Annotated in this window: 21 protein-coding genes; 17 read left to right on the forward strand and 4 right to left on the reverse strand. The window is 40.8% G+C overall.

The window, feature by feature from the left end:
• The first annotated feature begins 449 nt into the window (after positions 1–449).
• From cyoA to FIV01_RS18375, 11 genes are all read left to right on the forward strand, one after another.
• Complete coding sequence (cyoA, locus tag FIV01_RS18325; protein WP_152432397.1) at positions 450–1,331, forward strand: ubiquinol oxidase subunit II; 882 nt, start codon at positions 450–452, stop codon at positions 1,329–1,331.
• 5 nt (positions 1,332–1,336) lie between these two features.
• A complete protein-coding gene (gene cyoB / locus FIV01_RS18330; RefSeq protein WP_152432398.1) occupies positions 1,337–3,370 on the forward strand; it encodes a cytochrome o ubiquinol oxidase subunit I in 2,034 nt (677 codons plus the stop codon).
• Positions 3,360–3,962 carry a cytochrome o ubiquinol oxidase subunit III gene (cyoC, locus tag FIV01_RS18335; protein ID WP_152432399.1) on the forward strand — a complete coding sequence of 201 codons (603 nt, stop codon included), beginning with the start codon at positions 3,360–3,362 and terminating at the stop codon, positions 3,960–3,962. Before cyoB ends, cyoC begins: the two co-directional genes overlap by 11 nt.
• The gene (gene cyoD, locus FIV01_RS18340) at positions 3,962–4,273 is read left to right on the forward strand and encodes a cytochrome o ubiquinol oxidase subunit IV (protein ID WP_114785271.1); all 312 of its coding nucleotides are present in this window, start codon (positions 3,962–3,964) and stop codon (positions 4,271–4,273) included. The genes cyoC and cyoD overlap by 1 nt, the downstream gene beginning before the upstream one ends.
• 8 nt (positions 4,274–4,281) lie before the next feature.
• Complete coding sequence (gene cyoE, locus FIV01_RS18345; protein WP_152432400.1) at positions 4,282–5,148, forward strand: heme o synthase; 867 nt, start codon at positions 4,282–4,284, stop codon at positions 5,146–5,148.
• A gap of 137 nt (positions 5,149–5,285) precedes the next feature.
• The gene (locus FIV01_RS18350) at positions 5,286–5,951 is read left to right on the forward strand and encodes a DJ-1/PfpI family protein (RefSeq protein WP_152432401.1); all 666 of its coding nucleotides are present in this window, start codon (positions 5,286–5,288) and stop codon (positions 5,949–5,951) included.
• Between the two features lie 219 nt (positions 5,952–6,170).
• Positions 6,171–8,102, forward strand: a complete 1,932-nt coding sequence (locus tag FIV01_RS18355) for a HAMP domain-containing methyl-accepting chemotaxis protein (RefSeq protein ID WP_152432402.1) — start codon at positions 6,171–6,173, stop codon at positions 8,100–8,102.
• Between the two features lie 148 nt (positions 8,103–8,250).
• Positions 8,251–8,658 carry a GNAT family N-acetyltransferase gene (locus FIV01_RS18360; protein WP_152432403.1) on the forward strand — a complete coding sequence of 136 codons (408 nt, stop codon included), beginning with the start codon at positions 8,251–8,253 and terminating at the stop codon, positions 8,656–8,658.
• 67 nt (positions 8,659–8,725) lie between these two features.
• Positions 8,726–9,187 carry a GNAT family N-acetyltransferase gene (locus FIV01_RS18365; RefSeq protein ID WP_152432404.1) on the forward strand — a complete coding sequence of 154 codons (462 nt, stop codon included), beginning with the start codon at positions 8,726–8,728 and terminating at the stop codon, positions 9,185–9,187.
• 167 nt (positions 9,188–9,354) lie between these two features.
• Positions 9,355–9,837, forward strand: coding sequence for an MBL fold metallo-hydrolase (locus FIV01_RS18370; RefSeq protein ID WP_246210480.1), 483 nt, complete (start codon positions 9,355–9,357; stop codon positions 9,835–9,837).
• Positions 9,838–9,934: 97 nt separating this feature from the next.
• On the forward strand, positions 9,935–10,660 hold the full coding sequence (locus FIV01_RS18375) for a substrate-binding periplasmic protein (RefSeq protein ID WP_152432406.1): 726 nt from the start codon (positions 9,935–9,937) through the stop codon (positions 10,658–10,660).
• A gap of 246 nt (positions 10,661–10,906) precedes the next feature.
• Here FIV01_RS18375 and tnpC read toward each other — a convergent pair whose 3' ends face one another.
• Positions 10,907–12,457, reverse strand: a complete 1,551-nt coding sequence (gene tnpC / locus FIV01_RS18380) for an IS66 family transposase (protein WP_415846763.1) — start codon at positions 12,455–12,457, stop codon at positions 10,907–10,909.
• Positions 12,458–12,528: 71 nt separating this feature from the next.
• Positions 12,529–12,873 carry an IS66 family insertion sequence element accessory protein TnpA gene (tnpA, locus tag FIV01_RS18385; protein WP_152432408.1) on the reverse strand — a complete coding sequence of 115 codons (345 nt, stop codon included), beginning with the start codon at positions 12,871–12,873 and terminating at the stop codon, positions 12,529–12,531.
• Between the two features lie 59 nt (positions 12,874–12,932).
• On the opposite strand from tnpA, the gene FIV01_RS18390 reads away from it, so the two are divergent.
• The 5 genes from FIV01_RS18390 to FIV01_RS18415 all read left to right on the forward strand — a co-directional run bounded on the left by FIV01_RS18390 (position 12,933) and on the right by FIV01_RS18415 (position 18,036).
• Positions 12,933–13,229, forward strand: a complete 297-nt coding sequence (locus FIV01_RS18390; RefSeq protein WP_152432409.1) for a hypothetical protein — start codon at positions 12,933–12,935, stop codon at positions 13,227–13,229.
• Between the two features lie 430 nt (positions 13,230–13,659).
• Complete coding sequence (locus tag FIV01_RS18395) at positions 13,660–14,598, forward strand: cysteine synthase family protein (RefSeq protein WP_152432410.1); 939 nt, start codon at positions 13,660–13,662, stop codon at positions 14,596–14,598.
• 47 nt (positions 14,599–14,645) lie between these two features.
• Positions 14,646–15,209 (forward strand): phosphoribosyltransferase family protein, encoded by a 564-nt coding sequence (locus tag FIV01_RS18400; RefSeq protein WP_152432411.1) that lies wholly within the window; start codon positions 14,646–14,648, stop codon positions 15,207–15,209.
• Positions 15,209–15,859, forward strand: coding sequence for a YggS family pyridoxal phosphate-dependent enzyme (locus tag FIV01_RS18405; protein WP_152432412.1), 651 nt, complete (start codon positions 15,209–15,211; stop codon positions 15,857–15,859). The genes FIV01_RS18400 and FIV01_RS18405 overlap by 1 nt, the downstream gene beginning before the upstream one ends.
• A 935-nt stretch (positions 15,860–16,794) precedes the next feature.
• Complete coding sequence (locus FIV01_RS18415) at positions 16,795–18,036, forward strand: ATP-grasp domain-containing protein (protein ID WP_152432413.1); 1,242 nt, start codon at positions 16,795–16,797, stop codon at positions 18,034–18,036.
• A gap of 127 nt (positions 18,037–18,163) precedes the next feature.
• Here FIV01_RS18415 and FIV01_RS18420 read toward each other — a convergent pair whose 3' ends face one another.
• Both FIV01_RS18420 and uraH read right to left on the reverse strand, forming a co-directional pair.
• Complete coding sequence (locus FIV01_RS18420; RefSeq protein ID WP_152432414.1) at positions 18,164–18,427, reverse strand: alpha/beta fold hydrolase; 264 nt, start codon at positions 18,425–18,427, stop codon at positions 18,164–18,166.
• Between the two features lie 280 nt (positions 18,428–18,707).
• A complete protein-coding gene (uraH, locus tag FIV01_RS18425; RefSeq protein ID WP_152432415.1) occupies positions 18,708–19,049 on the reverse strand; it encodes a hydroxyisourate hydrolase in 342 nt (113 codons plus the stop codon).
• Positions 19,050–19,215: 166 nt separating this feature from the next.
• On the opposite strand from uraH, the gene FIV01_RS18430 reads away from it, so the two are divergent.
• Complete coding sequence (locus tag FIV01_RS18430) at positions 19,216–19,623, forward strand: thiol-disulfide oxidoreductase DCC family protein (RefSeq protein ID WP_152432416.1); 408 nt, start codon at positions 19,216–19,218, stop codon at positions 19,621–19,623.
• Positions 19,624–19,628: the final 5 nt, after the last annotated feature.

Consider the following 19,628-nt stretch of genomic DNA (forward strand, 5'->3'; position numbering starts at 1 on the left):
TAAATACCTTATTAATACTATGTGATCTTATATTTGTGATTTTTGTCACCATCTTAATTTGGTGGTGGTTTATGTCTTTTTTGATTAAATGTTGAACGCTTTCGGTTTGGTTGTTTTTTGTTTAGTTATTGTTATTTAATTATTTTATCTATATACCCACTTATCTTTTATTAACTCTTTTCTTTATATTTTCATTAATGAAATGTTAGTTTACGCATACGAGGGGTGAGCTTCGATCTTGATCTAAGCATAATGCGCCCCTTGTAACATTCTCCTTCAAAGTGTAAAGAATAATCCGCATAAATAGCATGGTTATTAACTATTTTGCTGATTTGTTTACTTTGTTCTTTGTATCAGTGTTACACGCTCAACACATAAACATTCTAATGAATATAACAACTGAGCTTCAGTTTAATTAAGCTGGACTCGGACAAACATCGAGAAAGTTAATGGAAGCCTCAAGATATAAACGCATCTTGTCTAGAGGAAGTCTGGCGACGGCCATTCTTTTTTTATCTGGGTGTAATTCTGCTTTACTTGACCCTAAAGGCGCTATTGGCGTTCAAACAAAAGAGCTCATAATTACGGCCCTTTTGTTGATGCTAATTGTTGTCATACCCGTGATTCTAATGACAGTGTATTTCGCATACCGATACCGAGATACGAATACTGATCAAGAGTATGCGCCTGACTGGTCACATTCGACTAAGATAGAATTGGTCGTATGGACGATTCCTATCATTATCATCGCTATTCTTGCCGTTATAACATGGCGTTCAACACACGAGCTTGAGCCTTCTAAGCCTCTTGAAAGTGACGTTAAACCTATGACGATTGAAGTAGTGTCGCTTGACTGGAAATGGTTGTTTATCTATCCGGAAGAGAACATTGCTACTGTCAACTATGTCGCTTTTCCTAAAGATGTACCAGTGACGTTTAGACTCACCTCTGACAACATTATGAACGCATTCTTTATCCCACGTTTAGGCTCTCAGATTTATGCTATGCCAGGTATGGTAACCAAGCTGAATTTGATTGCTAATCATGAAGGTAACTTTAAAGGTTTTGCTTCTAACTATAGCGGTGAAGGTTTCTCTCAGATGAAATTTACTGCGTCAGCACTGACTGACCGAGCTGCTTTCCTTAACTGGGTTCAAGAAGTGAAGTCTAGTCCAGATCGAATCGAAGACTGGGAACAGTTCAGAACTTTGGCTGAGCCAAGTATTGCAGAACCCGTCACTCTATTCTCAAGTGTTCCGCCATTTTTGTTTACTGATGTCGTGACACAGCATCCTGGTTCAATGAACTGTTTACCTGAAAACCAAGGATAATCGAAATGTTTGGAAGATTAACTCTAGACTCAATTCCTTATCATGAGCCCATTATTGTTATCACCTTAGCCGTTGTTGCTTTGGTTGGTTTAGCGGTAATGGTCGCGATAACAAAAGCAGGGAAATGGCAGTACCTGTGGAACGAATGGTTTACGTCAGTAGACCACAAGAAGCTTGGCTTCATGTACATAGCTGTGGCTATGGTAATGCTTATTCGTGGCTTCGCTGATGCCGTCATGATGCGTAGCCAGCAATTGCTTTCTTCTGCTGGGGAAGCGGGCTACTTACCGCCGCATCACTATGATCAGATCTTTACTGCTCACGGCGTGATAATGATTTTCTTCGTTGCTATGCCATTAGTCATCGGTTTGATGAACATTATCGTACCATTGCAAATTGGTGCTCGTGATGTTGCTTTCCCTTATTTGAACAACCTGAGCTTCTGGCTATTTATTGTGGGTGTTATTCTCACCAATATGTCGCTTGGATTAGGTGAATTTGGTCAAACAGGTTGGCTAGCTTACCCTCCACTGTCTGGTATTGAGGCCAGTCCAGGGGTCGGGGTCGATTATTGGATATGGGCGCTGCAGATATCTGGGGTGGGCACAACGTTAACTGGCGTAAACTTCTTTGTGACTATTTTACGTATGCGTACGCCTTCTATGCCGATCATGAAGATGCCAGTATTCACTTGGGCTTCTTTGTGTGCCAACATCCTTATCATCATCTCGTTCCCAATCTTAACGGTTACGATTGCGCTTCTAACGCTGGATAGATACTTAGGCTTCCACTTCTTTACCAATGATCTTGGCGGCAACGTTATGATGTACGTCAACTTGATTTGGGCTTGGGGTCACCCAGAAGTATATATCTTAGTTCTGCCTATTTTCGGAGTGTTCTCTGAAGTAACGGCAACGTTCTCACGTAAGAAATTGTTTGGTTACACCTCTTTGGTATGGGCGACAGTCGTCATTACCATCTTGGCGTTTGTGGTTTGGCTACATCACTTCTTTACCATGGGCTCAGGTGCGAATGTCAACGCCTTCTTTGGTATCGCCACTATGATCATTTCCATCCCAACCGGGGTGAAGATTTTCAACTGGCTGTTTACTATGTACAAAGGCCGTATTCGCTTCACTACACCAATGATGTGGACAGTTGGCTTCCTTATCACCTTCAGTGTCGGTGGCATGACAGGTGTATTGATGGCGGTTCCTGGTGCTGATTTTGTACTTCACAACTCAGTATTCCTAATTGCCCACTTCCATAATGTTATTATTGGTGGTGTTGTATTTGGCTGTTTTGCCGCGATCACCTATTGGTTCCCGAAAGCAACCGGTTTCATGATGAATGAAACTTGGGGTAAACGCGCTTTCTATTTGTGGATCATCGGCTTCTTGATGGCCTTCTTACCTCTATACGCGCTTGGCTTTATGGGTATGACTCGCCGCTTGAGTCAAGATATTAACCCTGAATTCTTCCCTCTACTTGCCATCGCTGCTGCGGGTACTGCGGTTATCGCTATGGGTGTTGCTTGTCAGTTTATTCAGATTTATGTGAGCATTCGTGACCGAGATCAGAATCGCGATCTTACTGGCGACCCATGGGGTGGACGTACTTTTGAGTGGGCGACCTCGTCACCACCGCCATTCTACAACTTTGCTCACCTGCCAAAAGGTGATGAGCTAGATGCATTCTGGTATCAAAAGCAAAGTGGTGAGTTTGATCCAACCAAAGAGGTTGAATACGAGCGTATTCATATGCCGAAGAACACACCAACAGGAATCTATGTTTCTGCATGGGCTTTAGTTTTTGGCTTTGCAATGATTTGGTACATCTGGTGGCTAGCTGCTGCAAGTTTTGTGGGCATTGTCGTCGCTTGTATCCAACACAGTTACAATGACGATGTGGACTACTACGTGGAAGTAGAAGAAATCAAAGCGATTGAAGCAGAGCGCCGTGCTCAGCTTGAAGAAGCGAAGAAGCAATCTCCACAAGGCGATAAGAAAGATGATCTGGAGGTAACGTATGCAAGCTAATTCGGTATCTCACGGTCATCATGATCACCATCATGATACGAACGGTAATAAATTGTTCGGCTTTTGGGTTTACTTGATGAGTGACTGTGTACTGTTTGCAACTCTATTTGCAACATACGCAGTACTTGAAACAGGCTCAATTAGTGGCCCTACAGGTAAAGACATCTTTGAGCTACCGTTCGTGTTCGTTGAAACCATGCTACTGCTGTTTAGTAGTATTACCTTTGGTTTTGGCATGATCGCAATGAAACGCCAAGATGTCGCAGGTCTTAAGCGTTGGTTGAAAGTAACCTTCCTACTTGGCCTTGGCTTTATTGGCATGGAAGTTTACGAATTTCATCATCTGATCGCCGCAGGCCATGGTCCAGAGAAGAGCGCTTTCTTGTCCGCTTTCTTCACTCTGGTAGGTACTCACGGTCTTCACGTAACCTTTGGTCTTATCTGGCTAGCAGTATGCTATCACCAGCTTTCAACTAAGGGACTTAACGATAACATGGCAATGCGCTTTAACTGCTTAAGCCTGTTCTGGCACTTCCTTGATATTGTATGGATTTGTGTCTTCACTATCGTTTACTTGCTGGGGGTAATGTAATGGCTCAACATTTGGAAACAGGTGCCTCAGATTATGTTAAAGGCTTTATTGCGTCTTTAATCTTGACTGTAATACCTTTCTATTTTGTCTGGTCTCAATCGCTTCCTGACACGGCAACTTATGTCTTATTGTTTGGTTGCGCGATTGTACAGATTTTCGTCCACTTTAAATACTTCCTGCATATGGAAGTGAAAACTGAAGATGGGCAATGGAACTTTGTATCGCTAATGTTTACCGCCATTGTTGTACTGATCTTAATCGCAGGTTCTGTGTGGATCATCTACAACATGACTGTGAACATGAAGTTGTAGGTCGGAGCATGCTGAAAAGTTATTTGTCTATTACTAAACCAGGCATCATTTTCGGCAACCTGATATCTGTTGCGGCAGGGTTCTTCCTTGCCGCAAAAACAGAGAACGTCAGTGTAGCTTTATTATTGGCAACCCTTGCTGGGGTAGGGCTAGTGATTGCATCGGGTTGTGTGGTAAACAACATTTTCGATCGAGATATCGATCAGAAAATGAAGCGCACACAAAATCGGGAGCTTGCCAAAGGAAACATTAATATTGATGTTGCTTTTATATATTCTCTCGTTTTATTACTCGTTGGAACGGCCATTTTATTTCAGATGGCGAACCCTCTCTCTGCAGTAGTGGTTTTGCTTGGCTACGTATTTTACGTTTTCTTCTACACTATGTGGTACAAGCGCACTTCTGTATACGGTACCTTGGTTGGCAGTATCTCTGGTGCTGTCCCACCACTTGTAGGCTACTTAGCGGTGACCAATTACATAAGCACGGAGGCCGTTCTACTCTTTGTTATGTTTTGCTTGTGGCAAATGCCTCACTCTTATGCTATTGCTATGTTCCGCATGCAAGACTACCGAGATGCTGGTATTCCGGTCTTGCCAGTTAAAGAAGGAATTAGCAAAGCTCATCGTCACATGAAAGCTTATGTAGTGGCTTTTGCTGCGACTTCATTCGCGTTATTTGTGTTAGGTGAAGCTGGTTATGAGTACTTGGCAGTTACTGCGATCGCTTGCTTTTCGTGGATGAAGGTAACCTTTAAAAAAGTTGATGAGGATAACTATATTCCTTGGTCAAAAACCGTATTTAAAGTGTCCTTATTAGTCGTGATGGGAGTCAGCGGCGTTCTGGGCGTTGAACTGATCTCACTACCTATCTAAACAGCAGCCCCTTTTTGTTTTACTAAGCCTACGTATTGGCTATAAAAGCCCGATAGTTGTTCAGGCATGTTTGTGTAAGTAAAATAGAAAGGGGCGCTTTTTCCTCTTAGAACCCTCATATCAAGGAGATTACTGCAATGAGTAATCAGATATCAGCAAGTAAGCAAACTTCAGGCAAAGATGTAACGAGTACTTCAAAAAAGCTTATCGTTGCAACGCTTCTATATCCTGATTTTGAACTAATGGATGTTTTTGGTCCTTTGGAAATGTTTGGTATGTCTCGTTTCATTAATCAAGGTCTAGATCTCAAATTCGTCTCTCAGACTGGTGATGTTGTCGCAAGTAGCGCAGGGCCTAAGAGCGTTTGTGATTACAGTTTTAGTGACTTTGAAACGTGTGATATTTTGATGGTTCCTGGCGGGTTAGGCTCAAGGCAGGAAGTGAATAACAAGGAACTGATTGATTGGGTCCAAGCTCAGAGTGAACGAGCAACTTATGTTGTATCAGTTTGCACAGGTGCCGCGATACTGGCTCAAGCCGATGTTTTAACCAATCATTGCGCGACGACAAACAAAATTGCCTTTGACTGGGTACAAGGTTTCAGTGCTTCAACAAATTGGCATAAGAAAGCACGCTGGGTTAAATCAGACAATATTTATACTTCCTCCGGTGTATCCGCTGGAACCGATATGTCTCTTGCTATATTAGAGCACTTGTATGGTCGAGAGCATGCAGAGAAAGTCGCGCATCTGACGGAATACGTCTGGAATCATGACCCAGACAATGATGGCTTTGCCATCTAACTACCACTCCCTTGTCCTGTCACTTTCATCATTAGTGAGGCAGCTAGCTGTCTCTTCCGCTACCCATTGAACCGTCTATATCACATCCGTTTTTTGTCATTACTGTCGACGTACTTTCACAGCTTATGTAAATAAAATCATTTGAATTGTCGTGTGTAGATCCTAGGCTTACTAAGTATTGCTCTATAACTATCATTTCAATCCAATCGGTGAGTGCAAATGCAGTTTTTATATAATCTAAAAATGGGTTTTAAGCTATCTGGTGCCTTTGGCTTGCTGGTTATTATGACAGCCGTTGTGACCTTAAATGGCATGATGGGAATGTCTCGCTTCAATAGTGAAGTAGAGATCGCCGATGACTTTAATCGAATCGTCAAATATACGGGCGAAATTCGCATTGCTGAAAAAAATCTCGCCTTGCGTAATGATGAAGCTTACGCTGAAGAAATTAAAGATCTTATTTCCAAGAGCAATGCTCTAGCCGGTGATCTGCAAGGCAGAGTTAGTGAAGCCAAGATTAAAGATTTGCTTAATGAGGTGGTTGACTCATTAAATGCATACCAAACTGCTTTGGATCAATATGTATCTCAGAGAAGGCAGCAAGCCAAAGCCGGTGAAGACATGCGTAAGTACGCAAGACAGGTCGATGAAATCGTGGCCAACATTCGTATTATCGAAAAGCAGGAAGTCGAACAACTTTTTGAATTTAATGCGCCATCTGAAGAAATTTTGACCTCAATTAAAATCGCTGATGATGCAAATCGAATGATCAAATGGATGTTAGAGGCAAGGCGGGCCGAGAAAAATTTCATTTTGTCCGGTGATGAGAAATCAATAAAGAACGTTCGTAACACCTTATCAGATATGTATTTACTGATGAAAAGTTTCCCTGAGGATACCCCAAAGCTTAAAGATTTAGAAAGTGCAATACTGCTGTATCAACAGGCTTTTGATAACTATCTTTCCGTTAACAAGCAAAGTGTTGAAACCAATAAACTTATGTTAACTGAAGCTAGAGATGTCGAAAACTTGACCTCTGAAGCTCGTAAGATTGGCAAGGCGATGCTCGAAGACTTCGAAGAGAATTTGGGTGTGACCAACCTATTGATTGCATTGGGCGCCATTCTTCTTGGGGTGGGGGTTTCTATGCTAATGACGAGATTAACCGTACCACCGCTTAAAAGTGCTGTAGAAGCCAGTCAGCGCATTGCCTCTGGCGATCTTGGCGTTGTCATTGAAGTCAATCGAAACGATGAGATTGGTGAGCTACTGCGTGCGATCGCGACCATGACAGAGCAGCTTCGCGATATGATTGGCAACTTGTCGACCAATATTGAAAGTATTGCCAACTCATCAGAGGATCTATCGTCTCTGACAACTAAAACGAGTGAAGGTGTCGGGCAGCAGAAGCAAGATATTGATCAAGTTGCTACTGCAATGACTCAGATGAGCTCGTCAGCTCATGAAGTCGCGCAAAAAGCCAATACCACGTCAGACGCAGCCAATTTGGCAAATTCTCAAACCGTAAAAGGTAATGAGCTGATCAGTACAACCGTTGACGGAATGAATCAACTTGCTGTAGCCATAGGGCAGTCTCAAGAGGTAATTCAGCGAGTGAAAGGGGACAGCGAAAATATAGCGACTATTTTGGACGTGATTAAAAATATTTCCGATCAGACCAATTTGTTGGCCTTAAACGCGGCGATTGAAGCGGCTCGTGCTGGCGAGCATGGTCGAGGTTTTGCGGTGGTTGCTGATGAAGTGCGCTCTCTTGCCCAAAAAACCCAAGAGTCTACGGTCGAAATCGAGAAAATGATAGAGGTGCTCAAATCTGGCGCCGAATCTGCGGTTGCAGAAATGGTGAAAAGTAAGAAACAGGTCGATGGTATGGTAGAGGAAACAGAGCAGGTCAAAGAGTCATTGTCTTCTATCTCAAACGAAGTCAGTACGATTACTGAAATGAATGCTCAAATTGCTCAGGCGGTTAATGAGCAGGGGGAAGTCGCGGAAGATGTCAGCCAACGTATGAATACGATTAGTGATGTTGCAGACCAAACTTCTAGCGCCTCTGATCAAACTTCCGAATCCAGTCGCAACCTTGCCAGAGTTGGTGAAGAGCTCAAACGCTTGAGTAGCTTCTTTAAAATGTGAGTAAGATATCTTCTGGTCTAAGGCAGTTTAATTTCAGATGACACTGCCTTTCTTGGCTATCCATATCAAGTTATTTCTATATTAAACGCTAATACTATGATAATTATAATAAAAACATTATTTATGTAAGGTTTTAGATAGAGGACATATGGAAGTTTGCGTTCAAATCAGTAAAGAAATACAAGAGTCAGAAGTCGTGAATTTGTATCGAGAGAATGGGTGGTCTTCGGCGCAATGCCCCGACAAGTTGATACCGGCATTATTGAATTCAGACACTTTAGTTACCGCAAGGGTAAATAATGAGTTAGTTGGACTTGGTAACGCAATATCCGATGGTTCTCTTGTTGTGTATTTTCCACATTTACTTGTTCATCCGAAATATCAGGGCCGAGGTATTGGGCGAAAGATAATGCAAGTTATGCAAACTAAGTATCAGAGTTTTCACCAGCAAATGTTAACCTCAGATATTGAAGCGGTTGAGTTTTACAAGGCTCTTGGTTTTGAACGAGCCGGGAAAACTGAGCCCATGTGGATTTATGCTGGAGACGATCATTAAATTCCATGCAATATAAGGAAAGCCATTATTTTTATATGTTTTTATGGATGTTTACAAGGAAGTTCCAATGAACCTTATCTATCGCAGTGCCAACTTAGATGATTTAGCCAGTTTGGTATCCCTTCTTGCTGATGATGAACTAGGGAGTCAAAGAGAAGATGCAAGTATGCCTCTCAATGAGTCCTACACATCAGCATTTAATGCAATTTCTGCTGATCCAAATAATCAACTTCTCATTGTTGAAAGTGATGGGGCTCTGATTGGTATGATGCAGATGACTTATATACCTTATTTGACGCATATAGGGAGTTGGCGTTGTTTGATTGAGGGGGTCAGGATTGATAAAGCATTTCGCGGCCAGGGCCTTGGAGAGAAAATGTTTGAACACGCTATTAAGCAGGCAAAACTAAAAGGTTGCAGTATGGTGCAACTGACTAGCGATAAACTAAGACCTGATGCACTGAGGTTTTATGAAAAGCTAGGTTTTAAAGCAACCCACGAGGGGTTCAAGCTGTTGTTACCACAATAATTAATACTCAAAAAAATACAATATCACAGTCCGTCTCGATTATGAGAATGTCTTGTTGACTAAAATAATAATTATTTTGTTCAAAATTTGAACGCAAAGGAGGCATTAATGACCAGTCAGGTTATCCAGAATTTTTCCATTCTGATTCAGGTAGTATCAGTTATGTTGTGGCCGATTCTGATACCAACGAATCAATTATTATTGACTCTGTAGCCGATTACGATGAAGACCATGGCGAAGCTGCACAGAATATCGTTGAATACATAGAGCAGCATCATCTTCATGTAACAGCAATTTTAGAAACGCACATTCATGCTGACCATTTGTCTGGTTGTTTTCATCTCAGTAAAGTCTTCAAAGCTCCCATCTATATATCTGATCATGTCAAAGAGGTTTATGCGAGTTGGAAAGATGAGTTTTATTTATCCGAGCTTTATCATTTCGAACATTTTCTGATGGAAGATGAGCACTTAGACTTTGGCCATTCACATTTGGAAGTGATTGAAACTCCGAGGGATACTGCGTCTGATCTGACATTTATAATTGGTGATGCTATTTTTGTAGGTGACTCACTGTTTCACCACGGCACGGGGCGTACTGATTTCCCTGGAGGCAGTGCAGAGCAAAGTAAGCTGGCGGTAAACCCTTAAGAACTCAATTTTGTGCCGACTTATGGAAATCCGAGCCTGATCGCCTATAGTGTTTGTTATGTCAATACACTATTTCTAAGCGTAGTAAAGGTATAAAATGAAAACACTGTTTATAAGCTTGTTCATTTTGGTATACAGTCAAATATCTCAAGGAAAAAATCTAGTGGTTGGTGTGGAAAACATTGATTACTATCCTATTTATTCTGTTGAATCAGGTCAGTATAGTGGGTATTCTAGGGAACTCCTTGACCGCTTTGCGCAAGAATACAACCACACCTTAACATACAGACCACTACCAGTAGTTAGACTTTTTCACGAGCTTGTTGAAGGTAAAGTGGATTTAAAGTTTCCTGACAATCCATACTGGGGAAGCGATATAAAGAAAGGAACCAAGATATCATACAGCCAATCAGCCCTTAACTATATCGATGGTGTTATGGTTTCTCCCAATAAGCTTGGGAAATCTATACCCAAAACTTTGGGCATAGTGAGAGGTTTCACTCCATATGCATTAGTGGATGAAATTGACCAAGGGAAAATAAAAGTTAAAGAGTTTAGTAATACTGAAAATATGGTTAACTTTTTTGTTAACAGAAATGAAGTAGAAGGTATATATTTTAATGTTGCCGTAATGAAGTATGTCTTAAAAAACTTAGAGGTAGAAGGAAACATCCTTGTTTATGACCCTTCTATCCCGCACATCGAAAGTGATTATTTTTTATCTTCAATAAAACACACAGATATAATTAAACAATTCGATGAGTTTTTGAAAAAAAACACGTCGTACGTTCAAAAATTAAAAGAAAAGTATGGAGTAAATTAGCATATTATCGATATTCTAGCTCAATTTTGCACCAACTATCAGGTATAAATAGTGGAGAGCTTAATAGGCCTAACACTACTCCCCATCAGTCTATATTCAGTGTCTAAAGGGGCTAAGTCTCTGAGGAACCAAAATTCTCCTATTTAAAAGAGCTTGGAGAAAAACTCTGGAAGTAATGTGCAATCAGTCAAAAGGTATCATAGAAAACACTGATTCAAGCATATGGGTTTGTACCTGCACCATAAATTACAATGCCATGTTCCACGGCATAAGAGAGTCTAAATCATCGGGGGCAACAGCTAAACGCTCAAAACAGTGGGTCAGGTAGTCCGAAGGTTGCAAGCTATTGGCCTTCGCCGTCTCAACCAAACTGTATAATACACAGCTACTGCGCGCGCCCCGCTCACTTTTGGTAAATAGCCATGCTTTACGCCCGACCACAAAAGGGCGAATTGCTCTTTCCGCTCGGTTATTATCGATGTCTAGACGACCATCATCAAGGTATCGCTCCAGTTTTGGCCACTGACCAAGCGTATAGTGAATGGCTTTGCCTAGGGCACTTTGTTTCGGGACGCGCATCGCTGTTTTATCTAACCATATTTTGAAAGCGTCAAGCGTGCCTTTAGAGGTTAATTGCCTCTGAGCATACCGCTCCTTTGCTATCGCTTTGCTTTCTTTTAGCAAACCTTCTGTTCGATACAGATGCTTGATGTAGTTAAGCGCTACTCGAACGCCGCCTTCATCGCTACCTTGGACTTTTTGAGCGTCAATAAACTTACGGCGTACGTGATCCCAGCACCCAACCAAGATGGCTTTTGTGTCGAGATACCCTCGATACCCATCAACCTGTAAATAGCCTGAGTACCCATCTAAAAAGTCGACCGCATGACGGCCTGACCGCCCTAATTGGTGGTGATACAACACGATATTATTGATATCGGCATCATAAGAAGGTGGCGCGGGTCCATCGTTTCCAGAGCAATAGACCCACATATAGGTCTTACTTTTCTCACTGTCGATGACGTTGACGGGTGTTTCATCCGCATACAGCCAAGAAGACTGAAGCATGGTTTGGCGAAGATGAGCCCACACAGGCTCTAGCACCTTAGACGCTTGCATCATCCAATCGGCAATCGTGAGGGTAATGTGCCAGCTGTCGAGTAAGGATGAAACGCGAGTTAGCGGTAAACCGTGTTGAAACTTCATGACAATCATGTGAGCCACTAAGCTGGGTGTGGCGATGCTCTTTGGGAACACGGTGGCAGGTATTGGGGCTTGGTGAATAACCGTTGGTTTTCCTTGCTGCTCACAATGACGACAAACACACTTAGGTCTAACGTGCTGCTCAACCTCGACCTTAGCTGGAATAAAAATCAGCTTTTCAGAGCGGTCCTCACCAATGCAATGCAGTGTGTCCCCGCAATCAGGACAATGTGTTTTGGCTTCATGACGAATGACCACCCTTGGAAGATCTTTGGGTAAGCGCTGGCGTTTAGGTTTTCGGCGAGTTTTCGACGTCTCAGAGGTCTGTGGAGCAGCGCTATCAAGCTCTATACTGTCTTCTTCAATATCAAACAACTCACCTTGTCCGGTATCAATCTCTGAGCTTTTTCCAAAACGTTGATGACGAGCTAACCGCAACGCCTCAAGCACTTGATAATAACGCTGCTTAAACTCATCTCGCTCAGTAACTGCGTCATCTCTTTCCAAAGTAAGCTGAGCATTTAGAGCTTCAAGCTCTTGAAAATAATCTGGGTGATGGGCAGTCGGATACGTCGTTTCGACAAGGTAGGCCAACCCGTCAATCGACTTTCGAAAATCCACAGGTTTAGGATAAAGGTAAAGCTGGTCAAACTCAGAAAACGCTTTCAAACGACCACCTCTCTGATCAGCTGCGCGACCCACTGTGGTGATGTTTTCTCACAAAAACACACATTGACCTGACCCACATTCAAAGAAATTGTTGGTTTCTCTTCTCTGACTGCTGTCGTTGCTCCTTTGATGGGTTGGTCTGAAGGTGAAATTTGGACGAAATCTTCCACGGCGTCTTGTAGGCATTTAATTTGCCACTTATCTCGATGACGAAGAAAAGCTTGCTGGTTGATAGCGTGTTGTCGACAAAAAGCCGCGACGGACAATTTGCTGCTGCGTTGAGTTTGAATCAGCTCGTCCCAGTCTTCGTCGGTTCGGATACCTATGGGTTTTGGCATCATCACATCCTTTAAGTTGTTTAGGTAGGAGGTAAGACAATACCGAATTTAAAAGGAAATGATTGGATGGGGTTTACCGCCAGCTTACAGAGCAAATGTATGAATCCCTCTCCAAACTCTATGAACTAAAAGATTCGACTGCTGTGTATCTTTGTCATAACTATCCTAATAAAGAAAGCGAGCTAGTTTACAAGACAACAATCGGCGAAGAAAAACACGAAAATGTTATGATGAGTGAGCACACGGAACAACAAGATTTTGTCACTCTCAGAGAAAGCCGAGATCATCAGCTGTCCAAGCCAAAACTGCTCTCTTTCGCACTGGAATACAATCTGATCGCAGGTAAGCCACACCATTAGGCGTGGCTAATACGATTGCGTGTTTACCTAGAGACGATTACATCATATTCCGGACCGCGTTTTCTGATGATGCATCTATTGATCATTAATTTTGGTAATAGCCAACACGCTAGCTAGTTCTCCTCTATGTGGCGGTTTCGCCACGTCTACTTAACGTCCATTGACGCGGTGTTGTCGCTCGGTCTGTGTATGGAAAACGGAAAAGTGCAGCCGTCACCAGAGATTTCAATATGGCGAAGTGTTGAGTTGGTGCCGAGCACCTGTTGTTATGCTTTGTTCTTGTTCTTTAATTTATGATTAAAATCACAAAAAAATGTAATTTAATTCATAATGCGTTAACGTGCATACAAGATTAAACCAGATGCATATGTTAATCTATTGAAAAATATTATTGTATTTATATATCGCCTAAATAAAACATGAGAGCATAATGGAAATTAAGGACATAGGTAACACAAGACTGCTAGAGCTATCTAGATTAAACTCGAATGGCAACAGGGTTTTTGCTAAGTGCGAGTTTGAAAACCCGACAGGAAGCCACAAAGATCGCACGTATCTTAACATCATTGAGTCGTTGGAAAAGCAGGGCCAAATTAAAAAAGGTATGACCCTAATTGATTGCTCTACGGGTAATGGTGGAGCAGCCCTATCTTGGATAGCATCAACAAAGGGCTATAAAGTCATAGTTTTCATGCCAGAAGGTATGACAAAAGAACGCCACGAACAAATAAGATCCTTCGGTGGTGATATAATAGAAACCCCAAAAGAAAAGTTTTTAAATGGTTCCGTTGAAGCAGCAATCAGCTATGCGGAACTTAATGATAACACATACTATCTCAACCAAGCGGGTTCTCTTCTAAACAAAGAAGCTTGGCATACCTGCGGTGAAGAAATTGTACAAAGTATGAAGTCTTTAGATCTAGAGCCAGACTACTTTGTATGCTCTATAGGAACGGGGGGGACTTTTTCTGGTATTACAGAAGTACTTAAATTGCACTACCCGAAGATACAGACTATCGGTATTGAAGTAGATAAATCTGCACCAATCTACGCATGTCGAAAAGGTATTGAGTTCACCCACAAAAATCATAATTTAATGGGGTTAGGTGCTGGCATCATTTCTAAAAATACTGAAATGGACCTTATCGATGAACTTAAGTTAGTTGATGGTAGGAAATCATGGTCACAGATGAAAGAGTTCATTGATCAAGAGCAATTAGGTATCGGCCCCACTTGTGGCGCTAACTTAATTGTCACAAAAGATATTTGCCTAAATGTTGAAGATAAAATTATTGTTACTCTATTTTTTGATAGTTCTTGGAAATACAAGAGCCTTTGGCATGGAAACTATCCAAAATATAAAATATAAAATATAAAATATAAAATATAAAATATAAAATATAAGGAATATATTGTATGTTAATAAAAGAAATATATAAAAATGCCCGCGTAGTAAACTCAGGAACTTCCCTTACGACCGTTAATGAATTTACAGATCAGCTCCCAGCACTTAGGCCACAAGCCCTAGTAGAGGTTGCTTACGAAATTCTAAAGCATGTTAATTTTGAGTATGACAAAATTGTAACTGAAGAAGATAAAGGGGCACCCTTAGCGACTACAATATCATTATTGACAGGAAAACCATTAGCGATGGCTCGTTGGTACCCTTATAGCCTTAGTGAGTTGAATGGTAATGTTGTTGATATCAAGTCAGAGTACTTTGAGGGCAAAATGTTCCTTAATGGTATTGAGAAAGGTGATCGTGTACTCATAATTGATGATACCATCAGTACTGGCGGGGCTGTTATATCACTGATTAACTCTATAGAGACTGCAGGGGGTATAATAATGAAAGTCATTTGTGCTGTAGAAAAAGTACAAAATGAGGGGATTTATAAAGTAAAGGATAAAACAGGACACAATGTTGAAAGTATAATTAAGATCCATGTTACAGAAGAAAATGTGAAGGTAGTTAGTTGATGGATAATATGACAAACGCCTGTATAAACTTTGAGCGTATTCGTTCAGATTTGAATCCATTGACAAAACTCCTAGCGGTATCGAAGTCACAGCCATTTGAGGTTATTGAGCCAGTGCTGAGACAAGGACACCGGCTGTTTGGTGAAAGTCGTGTCGAAGAAGCGTTTGAGAAGTGGGCTCCTATAAAGTCAACGTATGGTGATATTCAATTGCATTACATAGGCAAGCTGCAATCACGTAAAATAGGAAAAATTGTTCAATTATTTGACGTAATACAAACAGTAGAGAGTATTTCTAGCCTTGAAAAAGTTGCGATGAATGCGGAAAAGTACGCCAAATTACAAAAGGTGATGATTCAGATAAATATTGGTAATGAACCTCAAAAAAGTGGTGTTTCGATCGATGATTTTCACCAACTGTACGAAAGAGCAATAGAGCTAAAGGCTGTTCACCTTGATGGTATTATGTGTATTCCACCAAATACTGATCAGGTCAGGTGTTATTTCGAGTCTATGAAAGAAATTGCTACAGAGTACCAACTTGAATCCATTAGTATGGGAATGAGTCAAGACTATATCGAAGCTATAAACTGTGGATCAACGATGATTCGTGTAGGAAGAGGCATTTTTGGAGAAAGAAATGCTAAATAGGTTTTCCGTCACAAATATTGGTATTATTTTTGGCATAGTATTCTGTTTGATCAGCGCCATATTTGATGTATATGTTGGCAATATAAGTCAAAAATTAAGCCCAGCAATTATTATATTATACTGCTTTGTGTCATCAACACTTCTGTTCTTGTGCGTCAGTGTCAGTAAAACGGGCCCGAGAAACTATTACCATAAGGTAAAGTCTAACTTCAGGCTTATAATTTTTATTAATACATCTGTAGTTTGCAATTGGGGTGGTTTGATTGTATCGCTCAAGTACCTAGAGCCTGCTGTCGTTGGTATCGCAACAGTAGCATGTGGCCCAGCTATTACAATTGTATGTTCTAGGTTTTTTAGAGCTTCAACTCGGCCAACAAGTATGGAGTCCATGATATCTTGGTGTATATTAGCACTCGTGATTATTATGCTTGCTAATTCCTATATGGGCAACAGTGGAGTTACGGGAACTAACACATTCGATCGGATAATAGGTATCGTCTGTGTATCCATCAGTGCTTTTGGTACTGTGGCATATACTTTACTATCTAAGGGACTGAATAATGACGATTGGAAATCATATGAAATACTGGGTGTACGAAATATCATAATTGTTATTTTTTCAGGTCTGTATTGTATTTATAATAATATTGGTATTTTTCTTGGCTTTTCGGGTTCAATTATAATGACACTTTTAGTTATATTTGGGCATATTATCCCTATTTTTTTAATACAGAAAACAATTAGCAAATTGACTCCCATTCACACTTCAATGGTGTTACTTTTCCTACCAATATTTACGTTGACTCTTCAATATTTTGATACACGTATAGAACTATCTTGGTATAGCATTTACACTGTTATTGGGATTATAGTATTACTATTGATACAAAGTCTTAATAAATTGATTTTTTTTGATAGCAAGGAGCTAGTGAAAAGTGAAAAAAATTGCAATAATTGATGGTTTTTCATCAGGTAAATATATTGCCAATATTTTATATGAAGAAGGGTGTGAACTGTTTCATGTAATATCTAGTGATAATCTTGATGACTACTATCTTAAGGCGTTTGATTGTTCAATTTACGTTGATAACATTACCCATACTGACTTAGAAATTACATCAAACTACATCAAAAATAATGAAATTGAGTGTGTACTGGCTGGAACTGAGACAGGTGTGGAGTTGGCTGATGAATTAAATAGACTGTTTAACTTTCCCTACAGCAATGGCAGCAATAGATCTAAGGCTCGCAGGAATAAGTTCGAGATGATTGAGTCATTAAGACAATCAGGTATTCGAGCCACAAAACAAATAAAATCTAATTGTTGGCATGAAATAAATGAATGGCTAAATACTCAAAATTATCCTGTCGTTGCAAAGCCACTAAATAGCGCTGGCTCAGACAGTGTTTTTATTTGTAACACAATAGAGGATGCAGAGGTCGCATTCTCCAAAATTTACGATAAAACTAATAAGTTAAACCTGAGAAATGAGGCTGTTCTTTTTCAGGAATTTTTGGTTGGTTATGAGTATGTTGTAAACTTTGTCTCGTTGAAAAAAAAGTTCATAGTGACAGAAATTGTTAAGTATCATAAGCGCCAGCTAAATTCGGGAAATATAGTTTATGATATTGATGAAATATTAGATGTGACTAGTCCTGAATTTACTGCTCTGGTTGAGTACACCGAAAAAGTTTGTCTTAGTCTTGAAATAGAAAATGGCCCCTCACATGCTGAGGTAATGTTGACACCCGATGGGCCTTGTCTAGTAGAAATTGCTGCTAGGAGTGATGGAATCTTAAGGCCAAGTGTCGCAAAGAAAACAACAGGATTAGGCCAATTAGCTTGTACTGCTTTATCCATTACTCAACCGCATACATTTGCTATGAAGTTGGAAGAAGGATTTTATCATTTAAAGAAACATTCTTTCAATGTTTGCTTGATAGCCCCTTGTGATGGAAAGTTGCGCAGAAAACCATTTGATTTACTTCTAGAATCTCTAACATCTTTTCACAGTGTTGAGTATTACGTAGCTGATGGTGATCATGTAAGTCAGACAACCGATGTGTTTTCTCAGCCAGCGACCATATATTTGGTTCATCAATGTAAAGCTCAGCTCTGGGAGGACCACAACAAGATAAGAAACTTCGAGCTAGTTGGTGGCTACCTTGATGTATAGTAATTTCATAGTATTCCAGACGTTTTATTATGTGTGTGGTTTATTGGTATTACCTATCTATAATGTTGATGGTTAGAATGCTTTCATTGTTTTACTTTGTTAGTAGCCTAGGTCTCTGGGTGGCGCTTCATACCCAGAGCGCCGTGCCTACGATAGCACAGCCCAGTACTTTGTTAGGGTAACGATGACAAAAATCCAATGCCATATAGGTGTGACCGGAATGACCCAGCACCCAGCTTGTTTCGACGCCCAGATTTTGCAAAATTGCTTCGGTATCTGATGATATCTTCTCAAGTGATGCATCACCATGGGCAACATCCCGATTACACTCGGCGAACCCTCTGTGATAAATGAAAATGCAGCGAAAATGGTCGTAAATCATATCGGGCATAGTGCGCTGGTAATAGTCTGCGCTGCCTATGATGAGTAAATTTAGACCTTGCCCCTGTTCGATGATTTTTAATCTAAAACCGTCACGATCGACAAAATGAACCTGCTTGTTTGCTCCTTAGCACAATGGTAAAAAGATTGATAGTCGATGTAAAGTGAGGTGTGTCAGTGGATTCGTTTCATCAAACAGTTCTGCTAGTGGCCATAAATTAATGCATAGAGTATCTTATAGATCAATGTATTAGCAAAATAAATCTAACAATTAATAAACAAAACCTAATTTAACTCCCTCGATAAGAAGAAAAACTATAAGGGGAGACCAGCAGGGGAACGTGCATATGTGATGTTGGATCACTTAGCCCAAATCGAATAACGATATCGTCAAGAAAGTTCGGATCTTCGTTTTGCGCAAAATATTCCCCAACATAAAAAATTAGCTGATATTTCCCAGTCTTGTATTCATTTCCTTGCAGCAAGGCTTCGTCCGTTCGGCCATCTTGATTGGTTACCACAGTATCAATCTTTGTCCAGCATTGGTCCTCTTGACGGTATATCTCGATCCTAATCCCCGCTGCGGGGCGGCCTTTCATAGTATCAAGTACATGTGTGGTGAGCTTTGTCATTGGGAATTGTCTTCACTATCAGGCTTATTTTGTTTGTATTTACAGTATAGGTGGACATAGGCTAGTGTTAGAAAAAGAGCCATTATTTGGCTATCTGTGGGGTAGTGTATTGATCGAGATGTTTTCGTCTGCGTAAAGGTAGTCGGACAATAGGAAAATTAGAATCATGAGCAAATTAACACTATTTTACGACGGGACGTGCCCGCTTTGCGCTAAAGAAATGCGTGCTATTCGAGCTAAAGATAGTCATGGCGAGATAACGACTATCGATATTTATAGTGAGGCTTTTAGCAAATACCCAGACATTGACCCTGTGGCTGCCAATAAAATACTCCATGCGGTAGATGATAGTGGGCGGCTCTGGCTCGGTTTGGATGCCGCTTATCGAGCATGGGATATTCTGGGCCGAGGCTGGATGTATGCTCCTTTAAGGTGGCGCTTGATCAAACCAGTAGCTGATAGGCTTTATTTGTATTTCGCTAATAACCGTTATCGCATTTCGTATCTGTTTACTGGTACATCACGCTGTGATAGTCAATGCGTCATTAATCCCAGCCAAGGGGACAAACAGTAAAGGAA

The organism is Vibrio aquimaris, from assembly GCF_009363415.1.
GTDB lineage: Bacteria > Pseudomonadota > Gammaproteobacteria > Enterobacterales > Vibrionaceae > Vibrio > Vibrio aquimaris.